Here is a 22608-nt window from a genome sequence, read left to right on the forward strand (position 1 = left end):
ACGCACATGTGATATCAAACAAAAATTTGCAGGATACAGGATGTTATCCGGACATGTGCTCTGATTGCAGGGCGACCATCCGGCGGTATGGCCCATCCTGTTGCAACAGTTTGTCAGGCGGTCCCGCCTGAACCACATAACCGCCATCCAGGACGATGATCTGATCGGCAGTGGCCACTGTTCGCATTCGGTGGGCAATCATCAGCACTGTTTTATCTTTAATCAGCGCGGTTAACGCCATTTGCAGCTTTGTCTCATTTTCCACGTCCAGGGAAGCGGTCGCTTCATCCAGTAAAATAACCGGCGCATTTTTTAATATGGCTCTGGCAATGGAAATACGCTGCCGCTCACCGCCGGACAGCAGCGAACCGTTTTCACCAATAACAGTATGGTAACCCTGGGGCAGCCGCTCAACAAACTCGTCACACAGGGACATTCTGGCGGCTTCCCTGACTTCTTCGTCAGTAGCGCTTCGTTTCCCCAGACGAATGTTTTCCAGAACGGTGTCGTTAAATAGGAGAACATCCTGAAAAACAATGGCATAATGCCGCAGCAGGGCTTCCGGATCGATTGCCGTTACATCGTGTCCGCCCAGCGTAATCCGACCGGAGGTAGCATCCCAAAAACGCGCCGCCAGTTTGGCCGCCGTGCTCTTGCCGCCACCGGAAGGACCCACCAGTGCGGTCACTTCGCCCTGTCTCGCCACAAAAGAAACCTCTTGCAAAACCGGTTCATTTTCGTGATAGGCAAAAGCAACACGGTCAAACACGATATCGTAGCCTTGCAGCGTATGTCCGGTTTCCCCCGCCTGGACAGGCTGCGCCGCCAGCTCCTGCATCCGCTTAAGCGGAATTTCAACCATAAAGATCTCAGCTATCTGAGATAAAGTTTGCGACAGCGGCTCGTACAATCTGGACGCCGCCACCAAGAAGACCAGGTAGGTCAACAGATCGGTCTTTCCCTCCAGCAGCAACTGGCCGCCTACCAGTACAACCGATGCCAGGCCCAGCCGCAGCACCGCCTGTGCGCCGGTGACCAGCGTCGCAGTGATCAGCTCGGAGTGAATCTGGGCCTGCTCCGCCTGGTCAAACTTTTCGTCCAAGTCCGCCAGATAGCGCTCCTTCATTACGCAAGCCTTGATATCCCGGATGGTTTCCAGGCACTCTTGAATCCCGTCAGCGCAAAGTCTCTTGGCCTGATAATGACGGCGTTCCACCTTGTTTTGCCAATATTTCGAACCGATAATAAGCAGAAAGGCGACCGGAACAACCCATAACACGGCAAGGCCCATACGCCAATCGGCATATAAGAGACCGGCGGCGATAACCAGCGTGGACAGAATAGCCCCAAATAACTGGGGCACGGCATGGGAAAAAGCATGCTCCAGCGCGGTGCAGTCCCCCATGATGGTATTGGTTACATCGGCCAGGTCCCTTTTTCCGAAAAAAGCCAAGGGCAGCCGGCGCAACGTTTCCGCCAGAGAAATTCGTCTGACAGCGCTTTCGGCGTAGGTGGCGAGAAAGATGCTGGAGTATTGTAAATAATGGCAGAAAAACAGTACAATCCCTATAACGGCCGCTAAGAAAGCATAGGTCAGCGGACCGTGTTCCGGTAGTCCTTCCCCCATTAACGGCTTTAATAATTCATTCAGCAGCAGGATAAACAATCCTACCGGCAGCATCAGACTGAAATTAACCAGAGCACTATACAAACTTCCTTTGCCTAGATCCCTCGCGCCTGTTTCAGTAAGGGCAAATTGTCGCTGAAAAAACTTAAGCATGATTTTCCCGCCTCCCGACCTTCCATGAAGTGGCTGTTTGATATTCCTGCCACATACCGGCATACACCCCTTGCCGGCTGAGAAGCTGCTCGTGCGTACCCGACTCCACAATCCCGCCCTGCTGCAGGACGGCGATGCAGTCAACCTGCCTGACGGAAGAAAGCCGGTGAGCAATCACCAGTACCGTTTTTCCTTGGGTCAGGTGGGTTAAGGCCCGCTGTATCTGGTGTTCGTTTTCCGGATCGGCAAAAGCAGTGGCTTCATCAAGCACAATGACAGGCGCGTCCTTTACGATAGCCCGCGCCAGGGCAATCCGCTGCTGTTCCCCGCCGGAAAGATACACGCCGCCGCGCCCCACCACCGTATCCAGACCCTGGGGCAGCTTTGCCAGAATATCGTCGCACTGGGCCAAATGCGCCGCGCGAAGCACTTCGTCCCGGCTGGCCTCCGGTTTGGCGGCCCGGATATTGTCCAGCAGGCTGGCCTTGAACAACCTGGTATTTTGAAAAACAAAGGCAATTTGCCGCAGCAGCTCTGCTTCTGGAAAGTCCCGGACATCCACGCCGCCGAGCTTCACACTGCCCGCCTGCACGTCCCAAAAACGCGGTACCAGGCTGGCCAGAGTTGTTTTCCCTCCGCCTGAAGGGCCGACCAGCGCGTAGGTCTTCCCCGGCGGCACAGTAAGACTAACCTTTCGAAGGGCCGGCTCGGATTTTCCCGGATAGGCAAAGGTGACCTGATCAAAACAAATGCCGGTATGCCGCAAAGCCCCGGACCGGCGCCCCGCCGCCAACGGCTGTGTCCGCAGGACAGCGTCCATCCGGTCGACCGCCTCCTGCGCGGCCATAACGCTTTCCCCAACATACATGATTTTGCTCATCATGGTCGTACCCACCGGAATAAACAGCATGTAAAAAATAAGATCCAACAGGAAGCGTTTGTAGTCGGGCGCCGTTGCGATCAATAACAGTCCCACAGGCAGCAACAACAGGGAAGGCGCGTGTATGGTGATCATAAACCCGATAAGCGGCACTCGGCAGGTCAGGGCAAATTCCGAGGCAAACTGCCAGTAATGATTGATCGACTCACGAAAATCTTTGAAAGAATGCACCGTTTGCTGAAACACCTTGACCACCGGAATGCTTCTGACATATTCCACAGCAGCCGTGTTCATCGTTTCCAGAGCATTCAGATATTGATGCATGGCATGACTCTGTTCGCCGCCCATCATCCGCTGCAGGAAAACCAGACTGAGCAGCAGGGGCGCCAGACAAACCAGTCCCAGCCGCCAGTCGAAGGTGAAAAAAACTGCCAGAATCGCCAGCGGCATAACTGCAGCGCCGGCCAGGTCCGGCAGTTGATGGGCTAAGAAGGCATGCGTCAGCCCGACATTATCATCAATAATCTTCCGCAGCTTGCCGCTGGCATTGGCGTTAAAATAGCCCAGCGGCGCATCCATAATAGCCCGTATAGCAGCTTTACGCATGTTTTTCTCCACCCGGAAGGCGGCGAAATGTGAGCACAACAGTGAAGCAAAATAGCAGGCAATACTGGCAAGGGCAAAGCCCACGGCCATCCAGCCGAACCGGACAATCCCCGCTGCCCGGGAAAAATCAGGCAGAACACCAAAGAGTTCCCGGATTACCAGCCATATGCAGAGAAAGGGACCAATTGACAATACGGAGCTAAGACCGGCTAAAATCCAGGACCATATGAGCAGTGTCCGGTAACTCCCTGCAAAGAGAAGCAAAGCGGCAAACAAGGATTTTTTTTGAACATCCACAGGTTATCCCTCCTAAAGAGCGGCAGACCTGCAGCGGGGCGAGCGTCAAAAAGCGCGACTGTTTCCTATCTTTCGGTAAAAAAACAGAAGTCCGCCGCAAAACTGCAACTGACTTCTATTGTACAGAATATACCGCAAAACCGACACTCCGTCCCCACAGATTTGGCTCCATTTGATCAGTGCGATTTCCGGTAAACCGAAGGAGCAACCTGCATGACCGACTTAAAGGCGCTGGCAAATTTGCTGGAATTCGCATAACCGACCTGTCCGGCGATCGCGGTGATGCTATCCTGCGACTGCAGCAGCATGGCGGCTGCCGCCTGCATTCGATATATCCGGACGTAGGCATAGATAGACACACCGTAAACTGCCTTGAAGCAGGCATTCATTGCGGTAAGTGATATATCGAACCGCTGTGACAATTCCCCCAGAGTGAAATGCTGCTCCATATGCTGCGTAACCAATTGCTGGATCGACTTAATCTTATTGACCTGGCTTTTGGGAAAATACGGCCGCTCCTCCGCCTGGAACGAAGCGTCTATGACGCTGAGAAAAAGCAGCAATTCCAGCACCTTGAGTTTAAAATAGCCCAACTTTACCGTATCAGGAATGGTATAAAGCTCTGAAAAAATATGTTCAATCGAGTCCTTCGCCCGGATAATGAAGCAGCTGCCGCCGCCGCATAGTTTCTCACGCAGTGCGTACAGATCAATCGAAATATCCTGCAACAGGCTGGAAATCATGCCGTCCGCCTCCTCCAGTTCGATTAAAATGGAGACGCCGTGATAGTGTTCCAACGGAAAAGAGGCGTAAACAACCCGATTATTTGCCGCCATATTGACTGCCAGATCGCCTTGCTGCAGATAGGTGTACATACCGCTAAGAAACTCGCATTCGAACCGGCCTTCACGGCAGTGGTTGATTTCCAGGATATTCTGATCCCAGATCAGGTTCTCCGGGCATGTGCTCATGTAAAAATCATTATAGGCCAGACGAATTCCGGGGAAAACCTGATAGCTGGTAATACGCCCGGTGCCGTCGGCGTTTTTCAGTTCATAAACGGTACAGCCTTCCGACGCCCCGCTGATTTTCACATCCGTATAATCTATAGCTTTGTCCTGCTTCTGCTTCATGCCATCACCCGCTTATTGATAATGGTAATCAATTATATCATAAGCAATGAAATTGATTTTGTAAAGTTAAACCCGATTAGACCTATTTTAGTATCGTGCCTGCAGTTTTAAATTTCACAGCATTGCTGTTAATATATTTTATTAAGATACCACTTGGACGGATAGATGAATTACCAGTGAGGTTTTCTTAGACAAGAAAAGCCTAAACTTGCCTCCCGCTGTGAAACAAGTTTAGGCTTATATCTATTTTAAAATAAGAAATGCTATACGCGCTGGTTAATTAAGGGCGATTTGCCTGAAAAATTGCCGCATGCCCGGAACAAGCCTCACTGCTTCACTTGTTTGAACAGCCACTCCCTCACACCTGCAATCGTATAGGCATACTGCCAGGTATACCTATGGCTTCCGTTCCTGAAAACCGTATAATTGATGTTGCCGCCCTCAGCAAGCATGGCGTTCACATTGCTCGTCAATTCCGACGCGTCGGCTTCGGCGGACCAGGTTGCCTTGCTGACCACAGCTCCCCGGGCCTTCAAAGCTTCGGTTATGGCGTCCATTCCCGGCTTAGCCTTGTTGTCACCCTCGGAAACGATAATCCACAGGTTGTCCTTCGCCATCGGCGCTACTTTACCCGCATCCCATTGGCAGGCGACCAGCAGCGAGGCCGCAAACATGTCCGGATACTTGATGTCCATCGCGATGGAGGTCATTCCGCCCATCGACTGGCCGGTGTTGTAGATGCGGTTGGTATCGATACTGTATTGTTTGGTCAGTTCCTTGATGAGATTCACCGTGATGTCCATTTGTTCGGTTGTCTCGGAATTGTCATCGGCGATCACAGAGGTGTATTGAGGTGCAACCACAAAGCACTCATTCTTTGCCTGCTCTGAGGGGAAGGCCCAGATGACAGCACCCAAGCCCTGCGTCAGCGTCTTCACGGGGTTATTGCTGACAACGCCGGCGTCATGCATAAACAGCACCAGCGGATACTTCTTGGACGGATCATAATTTTTCGGCACATACAGGTTGTACATCAGTTTTTCATTATTGTAGTTCGGGTCGGTATAAACAAGCTGCTTGAAATCCTCTACCACCAGATTGATATTCTTGCTGTTCGTCATTACGCGGGGGTCCGCCTTGTAGGTTTGTCCGTCTTCTGTCGCGATGTCGCCGCTCTGCGTTACATTGACGGTCAAGGGTGTGCTTTCGGCTGAATCGGTTGCTGCGGAACCCAATTGGGGACCACCGCCGCCCTGGGGCCGATTGGCATTATGTGAAGACTCCTGCGCAGCATTTCTTGGTTCATTGCCGGTACTGTTCCCTCGCCCGGCACCGTTGCCATTCGTCATTGTATCGGGCGTAATGGCCGTTGAGAGTTCTACAATGACATACTGGCCATTTACGCCCTGCGAGGCCTTTGCCGCCGCGGTATTGGCGTACACCTTCGTGACATTCTTGCCTTCGACCGCGAAGTCCGCGGTTTTCAGCTTGGATGTATCGACCGCTTTGTCGTATTCCAGCACTACAGCACTTACTTTTTGCCCATCCCCAAACACCTCAGTAATTGCTGTGACGCTTTTTATAGGTTGACTATCCACCGTTTGTTCCTTAGCTGCAGATGTACATCCATTGATCACCATGCCAAGCATTAATAAAAGCGCTAATCCTGCTAATATTTTTTTCATGTCGTTTTCTCCTTTATTTTTCACAACGTGCTTTACATCCGTTCGGACTTATTTTAACACTGGTTTTTATAAATATGTACAGATGGGGCAGCCATAAGCAGATATATCGCAATACCGCATCGACATATTTTTATAGCACGATACCATAAAATAAATGAAAGTACACTGGTTATTATAGCATAACAGGCAATTAAAACCAATTACCGGGCTAATATTTGGAAATAATTTGTCGGATAGACAGCCTTTTTCTGAAGGATAAAGGGCAACAGAGAACAGTGCTTGTAATGATCCCAGTTGATGTAGCTGTTGTAAATTCAACTCCGTATAACATAAATACCTAGATAAAAAACCAAAGAAAGCCTGTAAAAACAAAATAACAAGCTTTCTTTAACGGAATTGTTCTTTTGTCGCTGCAGTATAGCATCAGGATACGGTTGTGCATTAGTCAAGACTGTACCATATTTTCCCACAGCCCTCAAATCCGGCCCCGCCTGGCTTCAAGGGCTGTGTTCTCTTTTCAGCAGAGTAGTCATCTGATCAGCTGGTTAAACCAGCCGCAAAACCTTCGTTTGAAGCCTGAATCGCCTGTCGCGCCTTTACCGCATCGCCGACTATGGAAATCACACAGACATCCTTCAGTTCTTCCGCCAGCGGACAATAGGATTTAGTACCGATTGCCAATACAATGGTGTCACAAGGAAATAGTGTGATATCATCGCCCTGTTTAAGCAAAGCGCCTTCATTAGTTGCACCGGCAATGCTGGTTCCGGTCATGATCTCGACATAACAGCGGCGCAGACAGTCCTTCAGATCATCACGAATGCCCGCTTCCATGTCCATGGCAATCGCATCCCGCATTTCCACGAGAGTGACCTTTGACTTACACTGCATCCCCAGATACGCTGCAGTTTCCGAGCCGACCATTCCGCCGCCGACAACCAGGACAGTCATCCCTGTGTCCGACTTTCCAAGCAGAACATCTTCCGCCAATACGACGTTTTTATTGTGAATACCTGGAACATTAGGGATAACCGGTTGCGCACCGCTGGCGAGGATAACCTTATCCGGTTTAACTTTTTTTACCATTTCGGCAGTCAATTCCGTATTGAGGTGAAGGGTAATGTTCTTATATTTCTTTATTTCACGGTACAGCCAAGCCGTATAGGTTGCGAACTCGCCTTTGTAGGGGGGATACGACGCAGAAATAAACTGTCCGCCCACCGTGTTCTGCTTCTCAAAGATTTCGATGCGGTGTCCTTTGATCGCCGCGGCCCGCGCGGCTTCCATGCCGCCAATACCGGCTCCTGCCACGAAAATCGTTTTGCTTTTTTCCGATTTGCTGTAATCGTACTCGTATTCGTGCCCCAATTCGGGATTGACAAGGCAGTAGACTGGTACCCCTTGATAGGTAGAGGCCGTACAACCTTGCAGACATCCAATACAATGGCGGATATCATTATTCGCTCCGGCCTTCGCTTTATTGGGCCAGTGGGGGTCTGCCAGGGAGGCACGTCCCATAGCAACAAAATCTGCCTTTCCCGAGACAATAATATCCTCCGCCATAGCGGGCTCCGCCACCCGGCCTACAGTAATCACCGGAATTTTCAAGAAGGTTTTCGCTTCTGCTGCAAAATCCATATTCCAGCCGTGCTGCTGAAAAAAAGATGCCACAATTCCCACTGAGGAGCGGACACCATACATGCCGTTGGATAAATGGATTACATCGGCGCCCATTTCCTCAATATCCATCAGCATCTGGCGGCTCTCAAACATTCGTCGTCCGCCTTCGGAGTTTTCCTGCGCCGAAAAGCGTACGGAAATCGGGAAATTATCGCCAACCTTTTGCCGGACTTCTTCCATGATCTCCTTCAGAAAACGCATTCTATTCTCATAGGTTCCACCATATTCGTCTATCCGGTGGTTACAGTTGGGCGATAAAAACTCATGAACCAGGTACCCATGCGCTGCATGGATTTCAATTCCGTCAAAACCGGCTTTTTTTGCGTTCAGGGCGGTTATACCAAAATCGTTTACCAACTGTTTGATTTCATCAACTGTTAGTTCATGAGGGATTTCCTTATTCCAGGGGCAGGGGACAGGAGAACAGGACACAGGCTTCACATTGCCGTTGACATTGTGATTCGCCTGCCGTCCGGCATGGTATATCTGACAAAAAACCTTCGTACCATACTGATGGATGATATCTGTAAACTTCTTATGGCCGGGAATCTGTAATTCATCGTACAGTGCGGCTACCGCCGGATAGCCTGCGGCATGTTCATTAATCCGATAGTCCTCTGTAATAATCAGGCCCCAACCACCCTTTGCCTTTTCCTCATGATACTTGATATACTGCTCGGTTGCGGTTCCATCAGGACACATGTTGGCGACCATGGCCGGCACAACCAGCCTGTTAGGAATTTCACAATCACCGATACGGAACGGCGTAAATATCTTTTCTGCTTTCACTACGTTTTCCTCCTCTCAAATTTGCAAAATATTGATTGATAAAAGCATATACCCTCTATATCATAGAGGGTCAAGTTATTTTTTTAACAATAATCTTCAGGAATTATTGGGAAACTCCCTTCTTTATTGTATAATACAATAAAGAAAACAATAATTAACATTAAACCCTACATATATGATAGAGTTTAATGTTACGGAGGCTTTCCAAAGTGTATGAACGATAAATACAAAATCGGAACCATATCTAAGCTTCTTGGTATTCCCATCCAAACATTGCATTATTATGAGAAATGTGGTTTTGTTACACCTCTAAAGGATCAAAACTCCAATTACCGATATTATGATGTATGGGATGTCAATTATCTGCTCGATAGCAAACAGCTGCGTTCTTTTGACTTTTCAAACGCGGAAATCGAACAGATAATCAACAACGACTGTGTTGTTGAAATTCAAAGAAAATTCGATAAACAAGAAAAAAAACTACTTGATCTGATTTACCACTATCAGGCAGTTTTGGATACATTGAATGCAGAAAAGAAAAGGCTGTCTACTTTTCACCAGCAAATTGGTAAATTTACGGAAAAGAACAATCCTCAGCTCTATTTTAACCGGTATCGGCTTAATAACAGTTATCGGATTTCGGAAGATAGGAATGAAATACCTCAGATCGATAATTGGCTTTCTCATATGCCTTTTGTTACAGCCACCTTCAAAATAACCCAGGAAAGCCTCAACAAGAAGGAGCCGCAAGCAATAGATTATTGGTGGGGGTTCTCAATTTCAACCAAAAAGGCCAAGGAACTAAACATTCCGCTCCAAGGTGCGGAATATATTTCCTCCCAGAAATGCATTTATACAGTTTTTTCGGCACACAGCCAAAATACCTTTGTCCCTTCTTTGTACAAGCAGGTCTTCCAACCGCTTTGGGCAGCCGGACACGAGATCAGTGATACCCCAATTGGAAGGCTGATTGTTCGCGCTCATGAACAGAATCAATATACTCGTTATTTTGAAATTTGGGTTCCGGTTTTGTACTAAGAGGACCGAGTTACCGACAATGAACCAAGCACAAAAGTGGACTCGCCTGACGGCGAGTCCACTTTTTTTATAGCAGATCAAATTCTCATAGGATACCGATCACACTTAAAAACGGGAAACTTATCTTTTCATAACCATCTATTCTTCGCTCTGCTTCGCTGAATGACATGTTCGCGAAACTGAACCGCTGCTTTGGAAAAGTACCGGTTCTCCTTCCAGGCCAGATAAAGATAGCTTTTATAATCAAAATCTTCCACTTTTATTAAAACAAACGGCAAATTAGGTCTTTGCTTGCTCGGTGACGGGAAAAAAGCTATACCAAACCCCGCAGCTACTAAATTGATAAGGGCCTGAGTGCTATCGCAGGTATAAATGACCTGCGGTACAAATCCGCTTTTTTGACATATGGTATGGCAAAATTTCTGGATACTGTGATCCCCTTTTAGGCTAATAAAACCTTCTCCCGCCAATTCCCGGAGAGAAACCGTACAACGATTAGCCAAATCGTGACCACAGGCCACAGCCAGCAACATATCAATCTCCACTAAAGGATTGGAAACGATGCCTGACTGGTCAAATGTCTTAATAGTGAACGTAAAGTCGACCTCCTCGCTTTCCAGTAAACGCAACTTAGTATTCTCATCCGTGGTCTGCGTAAGATGAAAATTCACTTTTGGATAAAGCCGCGCAAAGGAACCTAAGAGGTCGCAAAAGTGATTGCACATAGAAGTGGACGCGACATACAGATAACCCCGTTCGCTTCCCGACAGATCGGCAATCGCCTGGCGCCCTGCCTCAAGTTCATTCAGGGCATGGTTTACTCTTTCTAAAAACACTTTTCCGTATTCATTCAACACAATATTTCGCCCGGCCCGGTTAAACAAAGGAACGCCTAAATCTGCTTCCAGCCGGGCTATGGTCATACTAAGAGCAGGCTGTGCAATTTTCAATGCGTGCGCCGCCTTTGTCATATGTTCAAGTTTGGCCACAACTTGAAAATATTTCAACCGCAATAAATCCATATGACTTCCTTCCTAGATTAATATACATTTTCCATAGTACAAGTATAAAAGATATATTATTATTTATCAAATATTTTATTTATAATCATAAATAGTAAATGAAAATAATTATCGTTATTGTTAATCACCATGCCTCAATGAATTACAACTGCATTTGGGAATAGATTCTTTAAGATTCTCGTTTTGTTATGAATCATAAGTTTTTCTTGTGGTTTTATATACTATCTCTTCAAAGAAAGGGGGGAGTAAAGAACACGATGAAAATAGCCGGTTCTGCTGGCTCCCAAATGGCCTGAGACACCGGACATGCAACCAGAAACCAGAAGGAAAACTGGAAACCGCCGGCATATGGCGAGAAGTCGAAGGGAGCCGGCCGGAATGACGGGAGTGCAAAAAACTAATTTGTTGTAGGAGGGAGATCCATTGAAGTTTGGTAAAAAACAGAATAAAAGCCAGGTCGGACTCTTAGCTATCAGTCTAAGTGTTGCAATGAGTTTGCCGGCATACGCCGCTGAGAATAATTATGTTTTCCAGTTCGAGGAAGTGGTGGTAACGGCCTCCGGCTTCGAGCAGGATATTGTCGATGCGCCGGCCAGTATTACCGTGATTACCAAGGAGGAAATCAACCGGCGCGGCTATGTTGACCTTGCGGGGGTACTGTCCGATGTAGAAGGCGTTGACGTGCGCAGCGCCCCCAGCAGACTGGGCGGGGCCAGTGTCAGCATTCGCGGTATGACAAGCGATTATACGCTGGTTCTGGTGGACGGTATTCCCCAGAATGGGACAAAGGATGTCGGACCGGGCGGCTATAGTGTCGGGCTCGGTACTTTTGTGCCGCCGCTGGCGTCAATTGAACGCATCGAAGTCATCCGGGGACCGATGTCCACCTTGTATGGCACCGAGGCCATGGGCGGCGTGGTGAATATCATTACCAAAAAGATAACCGACGAGTGGCGCCATAACCTGACGCTGGACCACACCATTCACGAGAATTCGGAATGGGGCAGCGTAACCCGTTACTCTTTGTATTCGAGCGGCCCCCTAACCGAGGATAAAGTGGGACTGGCCTTGCGCGGCAACTTTCTCCGGCGGGGCGGCTCTGCTGTTACCAATGATCAGGGCAACACAGTCACCGCCCGGGCGGTCAATCCCATTGCCTTAAGAAACTACAGTCTGGGCGGCAAAGTGACGTGGAAACTGGATGACACCAACAGCCTCTGGCTGGACGCGGATACGGCGACCAGCGATTTTTCCAAAGCACCGGACCAGATTTCTACATTTTTTAACCCGTTACGTTTTGACCGCGACAAGCTGACGTTAGGCAGCGCTAATAAAGTTTCCTATGGCGACTGGAGCACAACCCTGACCTATAACGCCACCGAACTGAAAGGCTATGGCGCAGTTACCGGCGGCCCGCCCCGCGAGTTGAAGAACGACAACCTGATCTTTGAGACCAAGCTGGTCGCGCCGGCCGGTGAAGCTCACACGTTGACCGTGGGCGGCCGGTACTGGGATGAAGAACTGGTGGATGGTGTGGTGGCCTCTGCCGGCTTTGGCAAGCTCACCGCGCACACCACCTCGCTGTTTGCGGAAGACGAATGGCGGCTGCGGGAGGGTCTGGCCCTGACTTACGGCGCGCGTTATGACCGTCACAGTTCTTTCGGCGGACAGGTTAGTCCGCGGGGCTACCTGGTCTGGAAGGCCGATAACAAGTGGACGCTGAAAGGCGGCGTCAGCACTGGCTTCAAAGCTCCCACCCTGTCACAGGCGACGGACGGTCATGTCGGATTTACCGGCGCTAACGCCGTAAATCCGGTATATGTTCTCGGCAATCCCAACCTTAAGCCAGAGAAAAGCATAAACAAAGAGCTGGGCTTTTACTACCAGGAGTCTTCCGGCTTCAGCGCAAATGCCACCCTGTTCCACACTGATTTTAAAAATCGAATCAATTCAACTGATACTTGGGCGGATGAAAACGGTCAGTTGTATCAAAGCTACGAAAACATAAACAAAGCCAAGATCGAGGGGCTTGAATTGGGCGCCAAAATACCGCTGGCGCAAGACCTGGCGCTAAACCTGAACTACACCTATCTTACGAGCGAACAGATCGGCGGCGCCAATGACGGGCTTCAGCTCAACAGTACGCCAAAACACGCGGTGAACGCACGGCTGAACTGGCAGGCGGACGAAAAGACCACCGCTTGGCTGAGAGCGGAATACCGCGCCAAGATGATCCGTTATAACAATAAAACGCTTGACGCTACACAGCAGGCGGTGGTCGACGCGTTTGGCAAGCATCTTCCCTCCTATACAGTGCTTGACCTGGGCGTATCCCGTAAGCTGAACCAGAATGTCACCTTGAATTTCGCAGTTAATAATCTGCTGGATAAGGATTTCGGCGAATCCATCCGTATCGGCAGCGCTACTCACTATAAATATGTCGGCGGCCCCGGACAAACCCCGACCGGCACCTACCTGGCGGGGCGGAATTATTGGGTATCCCTGAACTACAATTTCTAAAGCCACAAATGCTTCCCTGGTAATGCAGATACGAACGCCGCATCTGCATTGCTGAGTTCACCGGTCCTGCCGGTTGTCAGCCCGTCTCTCATTGCGGCAACAGGCAGGCGGTGACGAATTAAGCAAAGGTAAATATACAGGCAACCTGATGTTGCGGCATTTGAACCCTATGAATGAGCATTTTTATATGGAAAGGCCATTTCTTAGTTTTGCTGTTCGTCATAATCCGCCTCGTTCCCTGCTAATGCGTTTTCCCGGTAAAAAGGGAAAACGATAAACAACCTTAAGGAGGTTTCTATGAAAAAGCGATTGGCTTCTTGGGTGGCTGCCGCTACGCTGGCAATCACTCTGACCGGCTGCGCAACATCCGGCGCAACGCCTGGGCAGGCATCGGCTGCGACTAGTATTAAAGTTACGCATAATCTTGGTGAAACAGAAGTACCCCTCAACCCGCGGCGTGTCGTTGTGTTCGATTTCAGTATGCTTGATACGATGGACGCGTTAGGCGTGGCCCCTATTCTTGCTCTTCCCAAAAACTATGCGCCGGCTTATCTCGCAAAATACAAGGGCGATGCCTATGCCGACGTGGGGGATTTCTACGGCAAGGATCTGGAAACGATCAACAATTTCAAGCCTGACCTGATTATTCTTGGCGGCAGGCAGGCGAAGGCTTATGAAGAAATGCAAAAAATCGCTCCCACCATTGTGATGTCAGTCGCTGACAGCACCAACTATATGAAGGAGCTCTCCCGCAACAATCTGATAATGGGTGAAATCTTCGCTAAAAAAGCCGAAGCCCAGGCAGCCTTGGATAAAATCAGCGCGAGGGTCAAGGAGCTCAGGGCTGTAGCCGAAAAGAACGATAGCAGGGCGTTGATTGTCATGGTCAACGACGGCAATCTCAGCGCCTATGGCCCCGGTTCCCGCTTTGGTTTAATTCATGACGTGCTGGGGATCAAGCCCGTTGATCCCATGATTAAACCCGTTAGGCTTGGGGCGGAGGTTGATCCCATAATAACTAAAGCCGGTTTGAATGGGATGAAGATCGGCTTCGAGTATTTGGAAGCCAAGAATCCGGACATGCTCTTTGTTATAGACAGAACCGTTGTCGTCGGCGGCTCGCAAAAGGCCGCCAGCACACTGGATAATGCATTGGTCCGGGCAACCAATGCGGCAAAGAACGGCAAGATTATTTTTCTTGATCCGGGCACCTGGTATTCGTCCGGCAACGGGTTGGAATCTTCTTCCATGATGATAGAAGAAATTGCTGCGGTGCTGGGTATATAGAAAAGCCGTGTGTCAGGGGGACGGGGATGTTGTCACACTCCCGTCTCTTCATCTGTCGAGCGTTTCAGCGCTGGAACCAAGCCTGGAGGCCAATGCCAATTGCTACGGCTCTGTTGGATTTATAGATTTTATCTGCGAGGATGACAATATAGTTGTTCACGTCTTTCCGGAAAATGCGTTCAAAGGTCATTGTCTTTTTTCACAGCTCTTTCTATGTCAATTAATATTCTAACTATCCATCTTGCTAATAAACCCATAACAATATAAATAGGGAATGAATACCAGTATAACCATTGAATCAGTACGTAAAATCCCAAGTGGACAACAATAGGTTCGGCCACGAATGAAAATACCGTTGATAGGACAACTAACGCCCCAAAGAAATTCTTCCAGGTCGGAAAGTATTGGTATACCAGCATAAAGATAATTGGCAGCATCGTATAATCAATCGAAGTAAGCCGGGGAAGTATTGGAATAACTTCTACCGGATAACTCCACAGGGAAAGCACGAAACCAATTTCGTCCAATGTAATTGTAAATACCATAATGATTACCCCGAACAGGGTAACTTCAAGAATCCTCTTTTTATCGACTAATTTATACCAGATAAACCAAGGGGCAATCAGTAATATAACCAGAACCCACCATTGCCAGATACCCATATGCTGGCCCAGGAAATTTTCAATTCGAGCTTGGGTTAATTGACGCATCATTTCTGCAATTTGTTCGTCAGATGGATAATTCATGTCTTGTCCTCCCCTGTTATTGCTTTAACACTAGTCTGAGCAAGATAAAAACTTCCAGTGTTGTTTCAAGTTATCTGCAAATTTTCATTGTATCCTTATCCGTTTTATGCAATCGTTCCAATTTTCAGATTAAATCTTGGATATGATTGCAATCGTCGAATTTAATTTTTTCATATTGCGATATCTATAAGTATATATAACAGTAAAGCCCGCTTCCGTTACTTGATTATATTAAACTCATGCTATGGGGAGCGGCGACTAAGAGGTGACAGCCATTGTTATCTCTTTTATTTTCAATAAAATATCAGGATTGCTTGTTTTTTAAGAGCAATTGAAAATCTTAGCAGATATAACTTAATCGTTATGTAGCCAGCCGATCTGTATGGCCGGTTTTAAGTTTTACAAACTTCCTTCCCGCGCCATACTGAAAAAGTCTCTTTCCTGCTGAACAATGAAAAAAAAGCGCTTTCCACAATAGGCTTGCTGCCGAGATAACCGGCGCGAAGTTGTGAAAGAACCGCTTTTTATTAGGCCTCTGACAAGTAAAAACAAATTAAATTCAATAAAATCGATCATACTGGCCATCCTTTACTCCTCGTCAAACGCTCCCACCGCAATAGGCAGCGCTTGTATCACAATATTCCCGGTTGCGGGCAGCCCCCAGCTGCTGAGTGTCTGCATAAACTTCAGCCAAGCGCCCTGTAAGCAATTCCATTCGAGCACGCGCTGGTCAGACATCAATAACCAGCCTTGCTTTTCCAACACGCGAATGCGCCGGGGGATATAAAAATTGCCTTTCAATATTTTATCATGGTTACTCTGATGTGGGTATTATAAAATCCCAAGGTCTTTTAAAATGGCCTTTGATATTTCCCTGGCCTTGCCGCCGGCAGCTCCATCCGGCGCCTGAATATTGACGGCGAAGAAATACCGGTCTCCCTGTTTTTCTGCACAGCCGACAAACCAGCCGAGCGTCCATTTTCCATCTACAAAACCGGAGCCTGTCTTGCCCATCAAGCGTATCCCATTATTTTCCGACACCGTAATATTCCTCTTGACTACTTCTATGTTGTCTGGCGAAAACGGCAATGTACCGGCATATAATTTGCGCAAAAGGTCCACTTGCTCGCGCGCTGAAATCTGGAGCGTGGAACCCAGCCAGAAGGTAGTCAGCCCGCCGGAAATATCCCGATTGCCGTATTCAATCGTATCGAGATATTCCTGCATTCTTTTTTCGCCAATGCGTGAGGCGAGTTCCTGGAAATACCAGACTACTGAATCCCGAGTGGCTGCTGCGAGTGTTTGGTCACGGTTCCAGGCAGGAAAAGAATACTGTTTGCCATCCCATGGAAACAATGTATACACGTCCTCGATATCTAAAACACCCGTTTCCAGGCCAATCAACGAATTGTATATTTTAAATGTGGAACACGGCGATAAGCGGATTGTGCTTTGCGGTTCGTTAAACACGGTGTATTGGTCCTGCGCCTCATCATACAGAATAAACGTACCGGTAAATCCTGATGCATATTTCTCAAAGTCGCGGCGCTCCACGGAATCAGCCGCATTCACACTGGCTGCAGCACCAATAGAAAAAAGCGCCGCGGCCAATAAAACCAAAAATAATCTTTTCACTTTAACGCCTCCCGAATTGATTGATTAAGCTTAGTATAGCACTCCCTGGTATGTTCTGCCAGCTAAAGATAGGCGCGCCAGTGGGCCTGCCCGACGCTCAGCGGCAGCAGCCGGCGGACGTTCACTGTATACCGGCTGGTCTCGCTTTGCCCCGTCGCAACCGCTTTGGCTGTATTCGGACCAGCCGGCCCAGGTCCGGATAAGTCAGACGCCGGGTAGAACATTTTCATGCGTCCGGTGTGATTAGCCAACCTAGTATTTTTTGCACTTTTAGGGGTATTATGGTAAAATATATATTTATAGATGCCTAATGATTTTCTTAAAGAAAAAATTGGTTGCCGCGAATGGTAAAGATGAACACTTCATATATTTATTGTATCCGGGATGGCATAAATCTGTTGAAAATAGCTGTGATGCTTCCCTATCCGATCCCACAATCATCTTGGCAATATTGCGAAGATGATTATGCTGGATTACCCAATATTACATTTCGAAAGGAAGTTGCCTATGCACATCCCTGAGCTTATTTCTGATTTGGCTCTCATGCTGCTGGTAGCCGGAATTATGACGCTTATATTTAAGCGATTCCAGCAGCCCTTGGTTTTAGGGTATATTATTGCCGGTTTTATGGTAGGCCCTTATTTTACGCTGGTCCCGGCAGTTACCGATGTGGTAAGTATTAGTACCTGGAGTGAAATCGGTATCATTATTCTGATGTTCTCGCTGGGGTTGGAGTTTAACTTACATAAACTTGCTTCTGTTGGCGGTACGGCAATTATTACAGCCATTACGGAAGTTGTTTCAATGCTGGCAATTGGTTTTGCCTGCGGCCAGTTGATGGGCTGGACTGTTATGAACAGCGTATTTCTTGGCGGAATGCTGTCTATGTCCTCAACAACCATTATTATCAAAGCATTTGAAGATTTAAACCTAAAAGGGAAAAAGTTCACTGAACTCGTATTTGGCACATTAATTATTGAAGATATTGCCGGCATTTTTATGATGGTCATGCTGTCGACGATTGCAGTCAGCCAGGGTATTTCAGGCGGCGAGCTGGCTGCGCACTTGCTAAAAATGATTTTTTATTTAGCTCTCTGGCTTATTCTGGGGATATATCTTTTGCCTACAATACTAAAAGATGTGCAAAAACTGATGAATGACGAGACACTTTTAATTGTGTCTTTAGGCATTTGCTTTGGCATGGTTTTTTTAGCCAATTATCTTGGTTTTTCTTCGGCTTTGGGGTCTTTTTTGGCCGGTTCATTGCTAGCAGGCACGATTCATGCTGAAAAAATCGAACATATCAATAAACCGATAAAAGATTTGTTTGGCGCCATATTTTTTATTTCGGTCGGTATGATGGTTGACCCGTCGCTCATCGTAAAATACGCAGGGCCGATTGTGGTTATTACAATTGCGACCATTTTTGGTAAAGCGATGATGTCGACATTAGGCGTGCTGCTTTCAGGGCAATCATTAAAAACATCGATACTCTGCGGTTTTTCACTCGCACAAATTGGAGAGTTTTCATTTATAATCGCTGCTTTAGGCATCTCGCTGGGGGTAATCAGCGATTATATCTATTCGATTATAGTCTCAGTTTCGGTTATTACGACATTTACCACGCCGTTTGTCATCCGGGCGGCTGAGGGAAGCTACGTCTATTTGGATAAATATCTCCCCAAGAAAGTTTCCAAATATCTAAACAGACATACTTCGGAAAACCAGTCTGAAACAGAACAAGACAGTGATTGGGTTGCCTTTTTTAAAAAATATTTTTCCCGTTTGATACTTAATGTCGTTATTATGCTGGGGATTATTTTGGCGGGGACATCGTTCCTGGAACCATTTTTAGCCGCGCATATGCCTGCTAATCTTGCGGCATTGCTGGCGACGCTGGTTACTTTAATATTGATGGCGCCATTTCTTAAGCAGTGTTTATTTAAAAAGAATGAATACTTTATTCCGCTTTGGTTTAAAAGCGCAACAAACCATTTGCCGCTGATCATGCTGATTTTATTGAGGCTGGGAACATTGGTTTTCTTGGTTATGCTTCCTTTTACCATTATGCTTAACTTTTCTACGTTATATATCTTGGTAGTGGCGGTCGGGCTGGTATTACTTATTGCCCGCTCAGACTGGCTGATTGCTCCTTACTTAAAAATTGAAGCGCGTTTTCTGGCTAATTTTAACGAGAGAAAGTTAGAGGAAAGAAAAGGAAAGAATATTGGCCATAGCTGGCTGGATGAGCGGATTCATGTAAGTAAGTTCCGTTGTAGCGACCAAATCGCTGTTTTGGATAAAACATTGGCCGATTTACCGGAAACCGAGCGCTCAAAATTGAAAATCATTAAAATTATTCGGGGTGGCAAACATATTAATATTCCAGAAGGGTCGGAACATATTCGGGCAAACGATATTGTCTTTGTTGCCGGCAGCGACAAGGTGCTCGACTCTTTTGCTATTTTGGCGAAGGTCAATTTAGATAAAAAAGAAGACGGCGGGTATGCGACTTTGCGCGAATTTATCAAAAACCAGGAAGCCTTTGAAGAAGATGACCAGTTGCTTTGCTACGCTGTAACCGTTGAAAAAGATTCGGACTTAGCCGGCGTGGCGATTAAAGACTCTAAGATAAAAAGCGAATGGGGCGGATTTTTGCTGGGCTTAGAAAGAGATCTTTACCCAATTTTGGCTCCGGATATTAATATGTACATTCAAGAAAATGATTTGGTCTGGATTTTAGGTACGCAGGCAATGGCCGGGAAACTGGCTAAAGACGATCTGCTATAACAGGAAACGATAAAAAATAGGAGGATCTGCCGGAAAACCGCGGGCCGGAATCCTAATGTTGGTTTTCCCCAATACAGGCATGTCCACGGAAACACACGTCATATTTCCCCACAGCCCTTGAAGGCCCCGCCTGGCCTTCAAGGGCTGCATTTTCTTTCAGCAGGACTTGTTCTCCACGCGTATGGAGCTGGGATGTCTCGGCAAGGGGCCTGGAGCAATACGCCGCTGGAAGCCTTCGGCAAAAGATGAAATACGAATGGTAGATAAGCATGGGAAGTTTGTCATGCATAGCGTCTGGGGGCCGGTTTTAACTTATTTTATTATCTTTGTATCCTATGCAAAATTTGCCCAGCCAAGGAAGCGCAGGCGATTAAACCGGTACATATTTTTTGCTGCTCAGGAGGATTGTGCTAATAATTGTCAAATAATATCAATAAATGTCGAATAAGATTAATTCTCAAAGAAACAATTTGGCAAACTGTCGAAAAAGCTATGGGTCTACAAGCGTCTCCGCTCAGACTGCCAGGTTGCATCAAACTGCATTCTGGCCTTTTTTGTTTCCATTCGTACAAAGTTTCGTTATACGCATTCAGGTTTAAAACGGAGGTATTAAGGTATTAATGAAAGTCACGAGTATGAAAAAGAGACTGCTACTTATTCTGTTTCCCTTTTTTATTTTATCCTTTGCCCTACTGCTGGGGATAAATTATTACAATGCACAGCAGGCACTGATGTCGAGCGTTGATGAATCTGCCATCGCTATCAGCAGTGACTATTCCCACCGAATTGAAAGCTATGTTCAGGGAGCCGTAATCCAACTTAAGTCTTTTGCCGCAATAAAAGCCGTATATAATCCAACCGACACAGAGCAGTTGCTGACGGCTTTGAACGATTGCGCCCAAAGTCTGGAGCACCTTGAAAATATAACCTACATTTCTCGGGACGGGACCGGGCTGAGACCGAACGGCACCACCGTCTATCTTGGGGAACGCGAATATTTCCAGCAGGTGCTGAGCAGCAAAGAAACGGTGGTCTCCGATGTCCTGACCTCAAGGACTACCGGAAAAGTAGCAGTAAATGTGGCTGTACCGGTGATGTTTCATAATCAGTTGACCGGTGTGCTAACCGGCACCGTCTCTTTGGCAAAACTGACAACATTAATTACCGATATGCAGTTTCTCACAAGCGGCTATGGAGTAATAGCCGACAGCAGCGGCAAAGTGATCATCCACCCCACAATGCCGGAACTGGCTGGTAAAATAAGTTTTAGCGAAAAAAGGGTTGATTCTGCGCTCCAAATGAAAGAATCCGAACTGGATGACCGACTTATCACCCTGTTCAAAACAGCCGTTGAGACAGATCAAACAGTGCGGGGCACGTATAAATTTGTTGACGGTATAACGAAGATCGGCGTTTTTGCCCCCATCCGCCTATCTGGCGACAGGCAATGGATCATGGTTGTAACAGCACCGGCAGCGGAAGCTGAACAGGCCCTGACCGCCCTGACCCGATCCATGTTAGCTGGCACGCTTGTCTGTCTCGGCCTGGCAGGCGGCTTCATCCTGTGGATCAGCAGCCTGCTTGCCCGGCCAATTACCTTCATTCGCAATGAATGCCTGCTGTTGGCCCAGGGAGATTTGCGCGACCAGGAAGTCAAAGTTAACTCACATGATGAAATTGGTCAGCTGGCCCGGGGGTTTCGCGATATGCGGAGCAGTTTGCGCGAACTGGTCGCCAAGGTTCTCTCTCAGTCGAAACAACTGGCCGCCTCCAGTGAAGAACTGACGGCAAGCGCCCAGCAATCGGCAGATGCCGCCAATCAGGTGGCGGCATCTATCACGGAAATTGCCCGTGGTGCAGAGGATCAGGTGACGGCCGTTAATCAGATTACAATAAGTTCGCAGCAGATGAAAACAAAAATGGAGCAGATTTCCCAGGCAACACAAGAACTGTCGCAAATTGCAGCCGTCGCTGCCCAGGAGGCGGATCAAGGCCGCAATACGCTAAATCAGGCGGTTGAACAGATGAGTGCCATTGGCAAGAGTACCGATACAACTCAGGTCACCATCATGGAGCTAAGCAAAAGCTCCCGGGAAATCAGGGAAATTGTCACCCTTATTTCTTCCATTGCCGGACAGACTAACTTACTGGCCCTCAATGCCGCCATCGAAGCGGCCAGAGCTGGTGAGCAAGGCAGAGGCTTTGCCGTAGTAGCCGAGGAAGTACGCAAACTTGCCGAGGAATCCGGCCGCGCCGCCGGTAAAATAAATGAACTGGCCGCCAAAAATGAATCCAATCTCAATGAGGTTGTCCATATCACCCAAAACGGCACTGCCGGCATTCAGACGGGAATTTCGCTTGTACATACTACCGGAGAAACTTTTGAAGATATAGTGAAAAAAATCCATACTATATCCAAGCAGATACAGGCTATCTCAGAATCGGTTCAGCAGATGGCCGCCGGCAATCAGGATTTGGTTGAATCCATCCACAAGATTGACTTGGCCAGCCAAAATGCTTCATCCGAGGCCCAGACAGTTTCAGCAGCAACGGAAGAGCAATCCGCCTCAATGCAGCAAATTGCCGCTTCGAGCCAAAATCTGGCCGAACTTGCCGATGCTTTACAGTCCGCAATTGCTAAATTCCGATTGTAATTAACAATCAGCAGGCCGCCGGACGCCTAATGCCCGGAAAAAGAGTCCGTACTGTATGAATCGGTA

The 22608-nt window shown here is 47.8% G+C and carries 14 protein-coding genes; 5 read left to right on the forward strand and 9 right to left on the reverse strand.

Going from position 1 to position 22608, the window contains the following annotated elements; all coding sequences use genetic code 11:
* Positions 1 to 43: 43 nt before the first annotated feature.
* The 5 genes from BLR06_RS04840 to BLR06_RS04860 all read right to left on the reverse strand — a co-directional run bounded on the left by BLR06_RS04840 (position 44) and on the right by BLR06_RS04860 (position 8850).
* Positions 44 to 1780 (reverse strand): ABC transporter ATP-binding protein, encoded by a 1737-nt coding sequence (locus BLR06_RS04840; protein WP_092069017.1) that lies wholly within the window; start codon positions 1778 to 1780, stop codon positions 44 to 46.
* A complete protein-coding gene (locus BLR06_RS04845) occupies positions 1773 to 3563 on the reverse strand; it encodes an ABC transporter ATP-binding protein (protein WP_092069020.1) in 1791 nt (596 codons plus the stop codon). The genes BLR06_RS04840 and BLR06_RS04845 overlap by 8 nt, the downstream gene beginning before the upstream one ends.
* Positions 3564 to 3739: 176 nt before the next feature.
* Complete coding sequence (locus BLR06_RS04850) at positions 3740 to 4696, reverse strand: helix-turn-helix domain-containing protein (RefSeq protein WP_092069024.1); 957 nt, start codon at positions 4694 to 4696, stop codon at positions 3740 to 3742.
* 326 nt (positions 4697 to 5022) lie between these two features.
* The gene (locus BLR06_RS04855) at positions 5023 to 6381 is read right to left on the reverse strand and encodes an alpha/beta hydrolase-fold protein (protein ID WP_217636829.1); all 1359 of its coding nucleotides are present in this window, start codon (positions 6379 to 6381) and stop codon (positions 5023 to 5025) included.
* 537 nt (positions 6382 to 6918) lie between these two features.
* Entirely contained in the window at positions 6919 to 8850 is a 1932-nt protein-coding gene (locus BLR06_RS04860) for an oxidoreductase (RefSeq protein WP_217636830.1), read from the reverse strand.
* A gap of 213 nt (positions 8851 to 9063) precedes the next feature.
* On the opposite strand from BLR06_RS04860, the gene BLR06_RS04865 reads away from it, so the two are divergent.
* Entirely contained in the window at positions 9064 to 9888 is an 825-nt protein-coding gene (locus BLR06_RS04865) for a MerR family transcriptional regulator (RefSeq protein WP_092069028.1), read from the forward strand.
* Positions 9889 to 10016: 128 nt separating this feature from the next.
* Here BLR06_RS04865 and BLR06_RS04870 read toward each other — a convergent pair whose 3' ends face one another.
* Entirely contained in the window at positions 10017 to 10910 is an 894-nt protein-coding gene (locus BLR06_RS04870; protein WP_092069030.1) for a LysR family transcriptional regulator, read from the reverse strand.
* Positions 10911 to 11333: 423 nt separating this feature from the next.
* Here BLR06_RS04870 and BLR06_RS04875 point away from each other — a divergent pair, with 423 nt between their 5' ends.
* Both BLR06_RS04875 and BLR06_RS04880 read left to right on the forward strand, forming a co-directional pair.
* Positions 11334 to 13430, forward strand: a complete 2097-nt coding sequence (locus tag BLR06_RS04875; RefSeq protein ID WP_217636831.1) for a TonB-dependent receptor domain-containing protein — start codon at positions 11334 to 11336, stop codon at positions 13428 to 13430.
* 297 nt (positions 13431 to 13727) lie between these two features.
* On the forward strand, positions 13728 to 14717 hold the full coding sequence (locus BLR06_RS04880; RefSeq protein ID WP_092069033.1) for a siderophore ABC transporter substrate-binding protein: 990 nt from the start codon (positions 13728 to 13730) through the stop codon (positions 14715 to 14717).
* Positions 14718 to 14896: 179 nt separating this feature from the next.
* Here the strand turns inward: BLR06_RS04880 and BLR06_RS04885 are convergent, their stop codons facing one another.
* From BLR06_RS04885 to BLR06_RS04900, 3 genes are all read right to left on the reverse strand, one after another.
* Positions 14897 to 15463 (reverse strand): CBO0543 family protein, encoded by a 567-nt coding sequence (locus BLR06_RS04885; protein WP_092069036.1) that lies wholly within the window; start codon positions 15461 to 15463, stop codon positions 14897 to 14899.
* 588 nt (positions 15464 to 16051) lie between these two features.
* Positions 16052 to 16201: a hypothetical protein gene (locus BLR06_RS19440; RefSeq protein ID WP_173812508.1), complete on the reverse strand. Its 150-nt coding sequence runs from the start codon at positions 16199 to 16201 to the stop codon at positions 16052 to 16054.
* Positions 16202 to 16294: 93 nt separating this feature from the next.
* The gene (locus BLR06_RS04900) at positions 16295 to 17098 is read right to left on the reverse strand and encodes a penicillin-binding transpeptidase domain-containing protein (protein ID WP_245698021.1); all 804 of its coding nucleotides are present in this window, start codon (positions 17096 to 17098) and stop codon (positions 16295 to 16297) included.
* Between the two features lie 507 nt (positions 17099 to 17605).
* Between BLR06_RS04900 and BLR06_RS04905 the strand changes: the two genes are divergently transcribed.
* A complete protein-coding gene (locus tag BLR06_RS04905) occupies positions 17606 to 19888 on the forward strand; it encodes a cation:proton antiporter (protein ID WP_173812599.1) in 2283 nt (760 codons plus the stop codon).
* Positions 19889 to 20619: 731 nt separating this feature from the next.
* Positions 20620 to 22542, forward strand: a complete 1923-nt coding sequence (locus BLR06_RS04915; RefSeq protein ID WP_173812601.1) for a methyl-accepting chemotaxis protein — start codon at positions 20620 to 20622, stop codon at positions 22540 to 22542.
* Positions 22543 to 22608: the final 66 nt, after the last annotated feature.

This window comes from Dendrosporobacter quercicolus (assembly GCF_900104455.1).
Lineage (GTDB): Bacteria > Bacillota > Negativicutes > DSM-1736 > Dendrosporobacteraceae > Dendrosporobacter > Dendrosporobacter quercicolus.